The sequence below is a fragment of the Syntrophales bacterium genome, assembly GCA_023229765.1.
Classification (GTDB): Bacteria; Desulfobacterota; Syntrophia; order Syntrophales; family UBA5619; genus DYTH01.
The window spans coordinates 1-11,055 of the sequence record JALNYO010000021.1 but is presented as its reverse complement, the minus strand read 5'-3'; the positions used below and the strand labels follow the sequence as shown (position 1 = coordinate 11,055).

The window sequence follows — 11,055 nt, the reverse complement described above, 5'->3', positions numbered from 1 at the left end:
TGCCGGAGATCTCCAAGCTGGCCAGAAGCAATAAACCCGAGATACAGCACTGCGAATGTCCCGAGCTCATCCTGAATGGTTCAACGACGTATCTTGTCAAAAAATAAGTAATTTAAAAAGAATTAACCTGTGAACGCTTTTTGAACTGCACCTTCAAGGTTCTTTGAACAATGCCGAATGTCAGCATTGGGGTGCAGATTACTGAAGCTTTTTTAAAAATGCAAGGAAAAAAATGCATTAATTGTGATCTATGTCACAATCTTTTTAAAAAAGCGCCAATTGCAAAACTCCTCATTCTTGTCATTCCCGCAACGAGAGCTTTGAAAATCTATACCCTTTTGTCATTCCCGCGCAGGCGGGAAAGCGAAGCTTAGTGTTCATAATCTATAAGTTCCCGAAAAGACCATATTCCCGTTTTCACGGGAATGACAATTAACAACATTTCGGGAGAAATTCAAAGCTCCCGCGACGCTTCTGGGCGGGAAAACGAAGTTTAATGTTCATAATCCAGTTTGCAAGTGTTTGAAATCATGGATGCCCGACAGAAGCATTCGGGCATGACAAAGCGTTTTGCAATTACCTCCGGTGAAAAATATTTTAAAAAAATGGTGGCCTTGCCGGGTTAACGGATTTCCGTCACTTCCTGCAGGATATAAATCGTCTCGCCCAAACCAATTTTCCCGTTGCCGGTGACATCCACTCCGGATGTCGAATAATCGCTTCTGATGGCATCTTTACTCATGACTACGCGTATTTGCGCCGATAGAGACAGAACCGCATCGGCCAGAGTGACCTGCCCGTCGCCGTTGATGTCTCCGAGAATGGAAGCTCTCGTGGTAAAACTCCATAATGGGCCTTCAGTTTGTCCGGAAATATTTCTGGCAACAACCTGCCAGTGGTAAAGCGAAGAAACGGCAAGCTCCGTCCGGATTTTGATGCCGCCGGCGCTTAAACCCGCGAAGATCGGCGCTGCCGGCCTTGCTTCGCCCTCCTTCCACAGATAGAGGTCATAAACGGAAGCGCCGCTGGCGGCCCCCCAGTTAAAAATGGGTCTGGTTGCTATGGCTGCAGCGCCGTCGGGGATGGAGGGGAAAGCAACGATAGCGGGGAATGCCCCGGCAAGTTTAAGCGCCGCGCTGTTGTTTAGATGCGTCTTTTCCGGAACGGTCTGCTCCCTGTTTATCACTCCATACGCAGTCAGCAGGCCCTCTTCTGAAACAGGAATTCCCGTTACGTCCCACTCATATACGACGCTGCGCACCTCCTGGACGTCAAGTGAAGCAATCGTCTCCCGATGCAAAAGAATCCCCTCCGCGCCATCGCGATAAAAGTCCACCGACACCCCTGTGGCCGGAGCCGTTCCGCTGTTGATAACCTCCAGCGTGATTAGCCTTTTAAACGGGCCTGCCGTTTGTACAGTCATTCCGAGCAGGGCCAGATCCGGGGTCTGGGCGGTGCGAACCGGCCAGACATAGCCGCCCATATCCAGTTTTGGGGCGGATTGCAGATAGCCGGCATACATATTGATCACCCAAGCGAAGCCGGGCGCGTCCGCCTCGCTGCTGGACGACCAGTAGGAGTAGGGCTGAACATTCGCAAATCCCTGCCCCATTAACTCCAACCACTCGGAAACAGACAGAACGCTATCGGAGTCCCCAGCGTAATTGATTTCGTAATTGGTTAGGCTTTCCAGTTCATTGACGTTGGGCAGCCGCCAGTCGTTGTATCCAATGTAAGCATATGAATTAAGGCACTTTACATGGTCCAGCGCCCCTTGCCAGGTCTTGGCCAAGCCAGCTTCGCAGGCAGCCGGGCCGGGGGTATTGGCATCCTTTGTCCAAATCAGATTAGTCAGATTGTCTGTAATTGCTTGCCCCTGGTCCGCAAACCGCGGCGTCGGCCAGGGTTCCCCCTTTTTTAACTCCCCATCCTGGCCGGAGTTCGGACAGGCGATCTCCAAACCTACGGTATTCCAGCAGGTTTGCTGCCCCGTTTGGGGCATCTGCACAGACCCGGCATTAACAACGCCGGATAGACCCAGCAGGCATAAAAACATCAATGTAAAGGCACTGCCTCTCATATCAGCGGACCCTTTATTACCCGATAACAGAAAATTTCTAACGTCCGGCGCGCACGGGCCATATATAGAGGTTATCGGATTTATCCTTGACTTCCACACCACCCGCCCAGAAACCCACAGACCAGGCATTTTTCAGTGATAGGGCAAAACTGCTGGACGACCAATAGTAGCCTTCCTGGACATTGGCAAAACCGGGAGAGATTTCCAGCCAGGACGAGGGGGTGGCCTGACCGTAATTAATCAGACTTCTCAGTTCCCTGACATTGGGCAAGCGCCAGTCGTTATAACCAAGAAATGATGAGTCATTAAGACACTTTACATGGATAATGGCACCCTGCCAAGTTTTGGGAACGCCTATTGCGCAAACAGCGGCGCCGGGGGCATTGGCATCCTTCGTCCACATCAAACCCGTCAGGGTATCCGTTATCGTCTGCCCCTGCTCCGTAAACCGCGAGGCCGACCAAGGCGCCCCACTCTTTAAATCCCCATCCTGCCCGGAGCCGGAACAGGAAATTACGGCGCCCTCCGCATTCCAGCACAACTGCTGACCCGTCTGCGGCAACTGCACCGGGCCTGCACTAACGAGCGCTGCCTGCAGAGGATTAAGCGCCCACAGAGCCAAGAGAAACACCCGCAGCCAAAAACCCTTTACCCCGCTCATCTCATAACCTCTCTGCACCGCGGCTTCGCATTAGACAGCGATGAGGCAAACATCAGCCCAATCAATCGCTTAGAGGAAAAACATTTTTCCTCCGAACAAAACGGAAAATTACCAGCAACGCCAGGGTAAAAATAAAAATCAGCGCGAAGGTTGCTGCCAGGCCGTGACTAAGCAGCATATAGCTGGCCGCCACCAAAGGCAAAAGGAACATCCTGGCGATGAATCTCAGCGTCTCGTGGCTGGCTATAAATGCGGCCAAAGGCGGGGAATAACGATAGTAGGCGTTGACGAACCTGCGTCCCAGATCGCTCGGCAGCAGAATGACATCCCGGAACTGTCTTAAAATCAGCACATGGGGTTCCATATATGATCCGTAGGCAGCCGTGGCGATGAAACAACCACCGCCGCCGCCTTCGCCCGGGACGTATTTCGCCGCATACTTCAAATCGCCGTTTTCAGCATCGTAATAGCTGATATGCACCGCCCCGGAACCCTCGACGGCAAGCGAGGCATAGCCCCCCACATCGCCGGCATCGTCAACAATGGATGTCTTCCACGAACCGGAGACATTCGTCGCGTATTTCAAATCACCGCCGATTGCATCCTGATAGCCGATATGAACCTTGTCTGACCGGTCCAGGGCCAAAGAAGTGAAGGAACCAACAAAGCCGGCGCCGTCGGCGATCTCGCTTACCCAGGCGCCGGTTGCGTTCGTGGCATATTTCAGACGTCCATTAGTCTCATCATAGTAACCGATATGAAGTTTTCCCTTCCCGTCGATGGCAAGCGAAGAATATTTTCCGACATCGTCCGCCGCATCAACGGTTGTGGAAACATCCCAGCTCCCGGAGACATTGTTTGCGTATTTCAGGTTTCTATCCGTTACATCGTAATAGCTGATATGCAGCTTGTCGTTCTCGTCGAGAGCAAGGGAGTTGTACCATCCGACATCATTCGCAACCGGATCATCCACCGTCTCGGGAACCCAGACGCCCGAAGCATTAGTCGCATGTTTCAGGGCGCCCTGGGAGGCATCGTAATAGCTGATATGAATCATGCCCAACGAATCTATTTTCAGCGACGTATAGCTTCCCACGTCGCCGGCGCCATCCACCAAGGCGAAAGCCCAAGCCCCCGAGGCATTGGTGGCATAACGAAGATCCTTGTTATCCAAATCATAATAGCTGATATGAACAAAGCCGTTTGCGTCAACGGCCAATGAAGCATACCGGCCAACGTCGCCGCTATCGGGCACAATGGACTCCAGCCAGACGCCCGATTCGTTGGTCGCGTATTTCAGTTTCCGGGCAAGGAGGTCATAGTAGCCGATGTGCAGCCTTCCTTTTTTATCAACCGCCAGCGAGCTGTACCTGCCGGCGTCCCCGGCGGTATCGATGGTTGAAGAAACCCAGGCAAGATTTGAATTGGAGATATATTTCAAATTGTTAAAGGTAGCGTCAAAATAACTTATGTGCACTACTGGATTTCCGTCCTTATCAACCGACAGCGCAAGAGAAGCGTATTTCCCAACGTCGCCGCCGCTGTCCAGCGTTGAATCAACGACCCAAAGGCCCGTTGTGTTGGTGGCGTATCTCAAACTGGCGCCGGTGCTGTCGTAATAAGCGATATGGGCAATCGATTCTCCCTTTAGATTGACCGAAAGGGCAAGAGAGGCGAACTTGCCAACATTTCCGACACTGTCCACGATCTCGGACGCTCCCCAGACAGCCGATTTTCCTGCGATAAATTTCAGATAACCGTTACTTGAATCATAATAACTGATATGAACCTTCCCGGCGGCGTCAACAGCAAGGACGCTGTACTGACCCACATTTCCAGCACTGTCAGGGGTGGATTTTACCCAGACGCCGGTTACATTTGTCGCATACTTCAAATCCTGGCGATTTGAGGTTGCATCATAATAGCTGATATGAACATTGCCGCCGCCCTCAACAGCAATGGAGCTGTACTGGCCCACGTTCCCATCCTCATCCACCCGCTGCACGCTCCAGGAGGCGGCGCCGGACGCTCGGCTCGCATATTTCAGATCGCCATTATCCAGGTCATAGTAGCTGATATGAACCTTCCCGGCGCCATCCACGGCGATTGAACTGTACAGCCCGACGTTATTGCCGCTTGTATCACCGACCGTCTCACTGCTCCATACGGCGCCGGACGATGCTGCCCTGGTCGCATACTTCAAGCGCCCGTTTATGGAATCGTAATAACTGACATGCAACCTATGGCCGGCGTCAACGGCGATGCTCGCATACTCTCCAACCTTTGGCGAAGAATCCACGATTTCCTTACGCCATTCTTTCCCGTCATACCAAGCATGATAAAGATGATCCTGTCCATAGGCGATATGCGGCTGCCCGTTGTCGATCAAGATGGATCTCGATGTAAGATTTTTGAACTGCCTGGGTGCATCTATTGTCCGAATGCTCCATGGTCCGGCATAAACCGCTATCGCCTGGGAAAGAATGAAAACAGGGGCAAGCGCGAAGATCATCATTAAGAAACGGCATTTACACCATCGCTGAATATCCACAAAACCTCCTTTATCTCAACTAATGACTCTTTATTATCCTTGCATGAAAATCCCCCCAGCCCCCCTTTACCAAAGGGGGGTAAGGGGAGATTTTCATGCTTCGTTGTGCCCGACACGGGCATGGGGGTTCTCTTGCGAGACGACTGAACTCGACATGCGATTAGCAGCCATCGGGCCGACGACAATCTCCATCGGGACGATATACCCGCCTTGGGCGCTTATCCTGCCTGAGTCGCCCTCGCTTATCCAACTTGAATCAAAAAGGCTTTCTTCATTATTTTGTTCATAGGCAGCCGCCACCCCTTCGCCTTGGTTTTGTGCAGATGAGACACCCGCGGCAACTCCCAACTGCATTAATTCAGAATCATGAGCATCCTCAGCCTGCGGTAAAACCACCGTCGCACCGATATCCCAGCTCCGGGAATCATTTGCAGATTCCTCTCTAAACTTTTCATCCAGGGTCTCCCCGGAAACATCCGCCGGCAGGCATATCGTTTTCAAAAGCGTGCCATCCCAAATGGCCGGGGTCGGAATATTTATATCCACAGAAAAAGCTTTTACCGCGCTCGACTGGACTGTCGCTACTGCATCGCCCACTGCGAGAATCACCTCCAGACGATCAGCATTCGCATCGCTTGCTGTCGGGACAGTTGCAGGCGCCCTGTTTTGCCCGGGATCATCCGTTATTTCTACTGCACTTGCCTGCGGCAATATCGCGGAAGTAATGCTGAATGACAATGAATCAGATAGCTTGCCGTATCCGGCGGGACTCCATGACTGCACCGTCCAGGAGTAGGCGCCGGCGGCAAAAACGAATCCCGGCGTCCATGTATTGGCCCCATTAACATATTGACTGGCAAAATTCGCCCCATCCTTCAATATTGTCACCCTGTACCAGCTTACCCCTGTAATCGGAGCCCAGCTAAACGTGATGCCTGCTCCGCTGGTTAAAATCCCCACTGGCGCAAAAGCAGACGGCGCTTCCCCCACCACCCCGAGAACGGTAAACTGGGAGGGATCCGACTTAAGGCCGAAGCCTGCCGGACTCCAGGGTTGGACCGTCCACTGATAACTGCCGGAGGCAAAAGATATGCCGGGCGTCCACTTTGTCAGCCCATCAACCCACTGCTGGGTAAAAGGCGCTCCATCCTTATCGATTATAAGCTGATAGCGAGTGGCGCCGCTGTCAGCCGTCCATGCAAACTCAAGACCGCTTCCGGATACTGTTCCGGCAGGAGAAAATGCCTGGATTCTCGGAACAATCTCAAAGAGCGCCGGATCGGAAGCTGCGCCCAGTCCGTTGTCAGTAAGGGGTCGAACAGTCCAACTGTAGCTGCCGGGGGGCAATTCATAGGCAGGCGTCCAACTGGTTTCCTCAACCCAAAGCGCCTCAAAGATTGTGCCGTTTTGGGTGATTTCCAGATAATACTTTATGGCGCCGCTTACTGCGGGCCAGGAGAATGTTGCCCCATCCTTGGTCATGGAGGAGATGCTGTCTGATTGAAGCGCTGAATTTATGGCAATATCCTTTGCTTGAAGCGTTATTTCTCCAGCGCCTGTTGTGCTGATGGGCGCATTCACGATGATGTTTCCATCCAGCACCCGCTGCACCACCGAACCGCCGTCGGTTGCATTAAGACCGGTGAGCGCAGCATCCGTTACCGGCGCGAGGACGCCGTCCTGTTGGAGAACAAGGACGGTAACGGGGCCTACCGTTCCCACCTCAATCGTGTCTGCATCGGTTAGATTAATTCCCCCGCTGCCGGACGAAGCGGCGACCGTATTCACCTCAATATCCAAAGGATTCGCAGTTGTCCCTATGCCGATGGCCGCCGCCATTCTCAAGCCAGCGGCTTTCATATCCTTATGCAAATCTCCCGCGTCGAGAATCAATCCGTTGGCCGAGACAACGCTCACATCCCCGGCGCCCGCATCCAAACCACCTACTAAAATATTCTGGGAGGCCCGGTAACGGATATTGCCGCCGGAGCTCCGGCTCAACGCTCCATCCGCCATAGTGATCGAACCATTAAGCGATTCTGCGTCTATGTCGCCGCCATTGCTGCTAAGGTCACCCGCGGCCGATTGAATTAGCGAACCGGAAGCTCTGACAGCAATATTTCCACTCGCGGCAGCCGTAAGCGCGGAATTAACCGTCAGATTTCCAGCATCTAACCTGATGTTCCCCGCCTCGGTCTTCACACCAGCAATGCCGCCTGCAACCCCAACCGTCAAACCGCCGCCTGCCGCATCAATCACGACATTTCCGGAAACGGTATTTGCTCCCAGAAGTGTGCCGGCGGAGCTTCCCAAATTGACCCTGGCCGCCGCTCCGATTCCCGTATCCGCCTCCAAGGCAACCTGCGGCGCCGTGATCGTGCCATTGTCGATGGCGCCGTCGGAGTTGATTGAAACCAGGCCCGGCGCATTGATGCTTGTAATGGTTATATTGCCATTGCCGGCGTTCTCAATATAGGCATTCGCTCCCTTTACGCGGGTCAGGATGATGCTGTCCGCTTCCTTGATCCGTACATCGCCGGTCGCCTGGATATCAGCCGCGGCGACGCTGGTTTGCACAGTAACGACGCCGTTCACCGGCAAATTGCCCGCGCCGCTGTCGTTGTCAATAGTAAGCGCCGTGCCGGAAATAACCGTTGCGAGGTCGCCATCGTCAAGAACATTGGCCGGCGCCGCGCCGTTCAGGCTGAACTCAATCGCCGCTCCGCCAGTCACAGCGCCTGCCGTAAGCGAGCCCTTGGCAAGTGTTATATCTACGCCGCCCGCCGCGTTCACTGTTTTCAAGAGAATATCGTCCGCCTCGTCGATATTCACCGATCCGGTCGCCGCCGTCGCTTCGAGAGTCTCCACCATCGTGTCAACGGCAATACTGCCGTGGGCCGAAGCCGCAAGCGCCGGCGTTTTGATCAGATTGTCGTTGCCGGCGATGCTCCCCGCCGTCGCCGTCAACTGGACGTTGCCCAGAGTCGTTAGCGTCCCGCCCGCAGTTTGCGCGATGCCATCCGCCGCCGTCAATGCCAGAAGCCCGACGCCGGCATTCACCGGGCCGCCGATCGTAATATCGGCAACCGTCGCCGCAAGCGCTTCAGCCGCCGTCAAGGTTACTCCCTGACCGGCGATCCCTGCCGCGTTCACCGTCACACTGCCGTCCGTCGTTGCAATATCCACCGCGCCTGCCGCTGTTCCGGACACCGCAATCCCGCCGCCGGCTGCAACCTCGTCCACCTTAACCACGGCGCCGGCGGCTGAAAACGCCAGCGTCGTCACGTTCGTATCAACGTCAATCCTGCCTGCCGTTGTTGCAATCAGATTGGCAGAACCCGCAGTGATATCCGCCGTGGCATCGCCGTTTTCCGTAATGTTCCCGGCCGCCGTCAGGTTCAATGCCCCACCTGCATCCGTTACTATGGTGTTGACGATCAAATCGTCGGCTTCGTTGATCGTGACCGTTGCGCCATTCGTCGAATCCACCGAGGCAACATTAGTCGCCACGGCGATCTTGTCTCCTGCCGCTACGCCCATAGTCAGCTTGTTTGCCGCAATCAGACCAGCCGTCGCCGCGCCATCAACTGCCGCGGTAATCGTTCTGATGTCGCCGGCCGCCCCGTTCGCATCAAGAACCACATTGCCAGAAGTCGTCACATTGTCTATGGCGATTCGGTTCGCCCGGATCGTAATCGTTCCCGCACTGGTGGAGGAAACTGTACTGTCATCCCTCATGACAAAACCTGCCGCCTCGGCGCCCTCTGCAGAACCGGAGAAGATCAAGGAGCCCTGCTCCGTACTGACAGTCACGCCGGCAGCCTGAGCGATATCACCGGACGCCCGGAACATGATCATCCCCGTCCCGATCGTCTCTACATCCGCATTGACCGCCAGATTCACCGGACGTTCGATCAAAATGCTGCCGCCCGCCGAGCTAACCGAACCCGCAAGCGTCAGATTCTGGCCTGTCTGCTGGTATGTGATATGAGAGGCATTCCCAGTCGTCAGACTTTGCACCGTCACCGATCCATCGGGAGTATTGGCAAGACTTATCGCCCCTGCCCCTGTATCCGCCGTCAGCGTTCTTCCTGACAGTTCGATAGGCCCTGCAGAACCAATGCCGGTGGAAGCATTAAGATCAATCGTTGCCGCATTTATGTCGGAAGCAGCATCGCCGCCTGTTTCGTCGATCGCCCCGGCCGCCGCAATGGTTGCCGTACCGCTGCCGGCAGTAACCAGGTTGACAAGGACGTCGCCGCTAACGGCTGTAAGCGTTAGATTGCCATTATTTCCGCTCTGCAGATCAGTCGCCGTTATCGTGCCGCCTGCCGCCACATCGATCGGGCCGTCTGCCGAAATCACATTTGTCAGAATAATCCCGTCTGTCTCCGTGATCGTAATGGCGCCCGCGGCCGACGTCGTCGCACTCAGAATCTCCGCCGCCGTCGTATCGAGCGTCATCGCCCCCGCCGCCGAGGCAGTGATCTGCTCCGCCGTGATCTTGCCGTCTAAATCGGTGATCGCGCCCGCCGTCGCCGTCAGGAAAACATCACCAATTGCACCGGCAGTAATTATGCCTGCCCCAATCGTCGCACCCTGGATCGTAATGTCGTTGGCATCATTATTCGTCGTCGAAACAACATTCGTCGCCGTAACCGCACCACCGGCAGTTACACTGATCGGACCATTACTCGAAGTCACGTTCGTCAGAATTATATCGTCCGTCTCCGTGATCGTAATGGCGCCCGCGGCACTCGTCGTCGCACTCAGAATCTCCGTCGCCGTCGTATCGAGCGTCATCGCGCCCGCCGCCGCGGCTGTGATCTTATCAGCCGTAATCTTGCCGGTAAGATCCGTGATCGCCCCGGTTGTCGCAGTCAGAAAAACATCACCGGTCGAACCGGCGTTGATCACCCCCGCCTCGACTGTCGTACCCTGAATCGTGATGTCGTTGCCAGCCTTGTCCGTCGCAGAAACAACGTTAATCGCCGTCACTACGCCACCCGCCGTCACACTGATCGGGCCGTCTGCCGAAATCACGTTCGTCAGAACTATCCCGTCTGCCGTCGCAATTGTAATCGGACCAGCCACTGACGTTATCAAAGTGAGTCCGCCCGTTGCTGTCGTATCAAGCGCAATCCCGCTCACCGAAGATATGGTAATCTGATCCGCGGTGACCTTGCCTTCGATATCCGTAATCGCGCCTGCCGTCGCGCTAAGAGATACATCCCCGGTCAAACCGGCATTGATCTCACCTGCAGCAATCGCCGTACCCTGAATCGTGATGTCGTTCTCATCAGCATCCGTAGCAGAGACTACATTCGTCGCCGTCACCGCGCCGCCCGCCGTCACGCTGATCGAGCCGTTACTCGCAGTCACGTTCGTCAGGATGAGCCCGTCCGTCTCGGTGATCGTAATGGCGCCAGCCGCACTCGTCGCCGCACTCAGAATCTCCGCAGCCGTCGTATCGAGCGTCATCGCACCTGCCGCCGACGCCGTCACCTGCTCCGCCGTGATCTTGCCATCCCGATCGGTAATCGCGCCCGTCGTCGCCGTCAAGAAAACATCCCCGGACGTACCGGCGTTGATGGCCCCCGCTTCGATCGTCGTACCCTGAAGCGTGATGTCGTTGGCTTCCGCATCCGTCCCGGAAACTACGTTTGTCGCTGTTACTTTACCGCCCGCGGCAATGTTGATCGCCCCGTTCGTAGCTTCGACGTCTGTCGCCGTCACCGCGCCGCCCGCCGTCACGCTGATCGG

At 55.1% G+C, this 11,055-nt stretch carries 4 protein-coding genes; all 4 read right to left on the bottom strand.

Annotated features, from left to right (window positions below):
* Positions 1-622: 622 nt before the first annotated feature.
* Positions 623-2,080, bottom strand: coding sequence for a DUF1566 domain-containing protein (locus M0P74_11645; protein MCK9364233.1), 1,458 nt, complete (start codon positions 2,078-2,080; stop codon positions 623-625).
* Between the two features lie 37 nt (positions 2,081-2,117).
* Entirely contained in the window at positions 2,118-2,741 is a 624-nt protein-coding gene (locus tag M0P74_11640) for a DUF1566 domain-containing protein (protein ID MCK9364232.1), read from the bottom strand.
* Between the two features lie 61 nt (positions 2,742-2,802).
* Positions 2,803-5,292 carry a BNR repeat-containing protein gene (locus tag M0P74_11635; protein MCK9364231.1) on the bottom strand — a complete coding sequence of 830 codons (2,490 nt, stop codon included), beginning with the start codon at positions 5,290-5,292 and terminating at the stop codon, positions 2,803-2,805.
* 93 nt (positions 5,293-5,385) lie between these two features.
* Positions 5,386-11,028 (bottom strand): hypothetical protein, encoded by a 5,643-nt coding sequence (locus M0P74_11630; protein ID MCK9364230.1) that lies wholly within the window; start codon positions 11,026-11,028, stop codon positions 5,386-5,388.
* Positions 11,029-11,055 lie beyond the last annotated feature (27 nt).

What these genes read in the sequence shown, in the direction of transcription:
- M0P74_11640 (MCK9364232.1), bottom strand. Translation starts at nt 2,741, where the DNA reads ATGAGCGGGGTAAAGGGTTTTTGGCTGCGGGTGTTTCTCTTGGCTCTG.
- M0P74_11645 (MCK9364233.1), bottom strand. Translation starts at nt 2,080, where the DNA reads ATGAGAGGCAGTGCCTTTACATTGATGTTTTTATGCCTGCTGGGTCTA.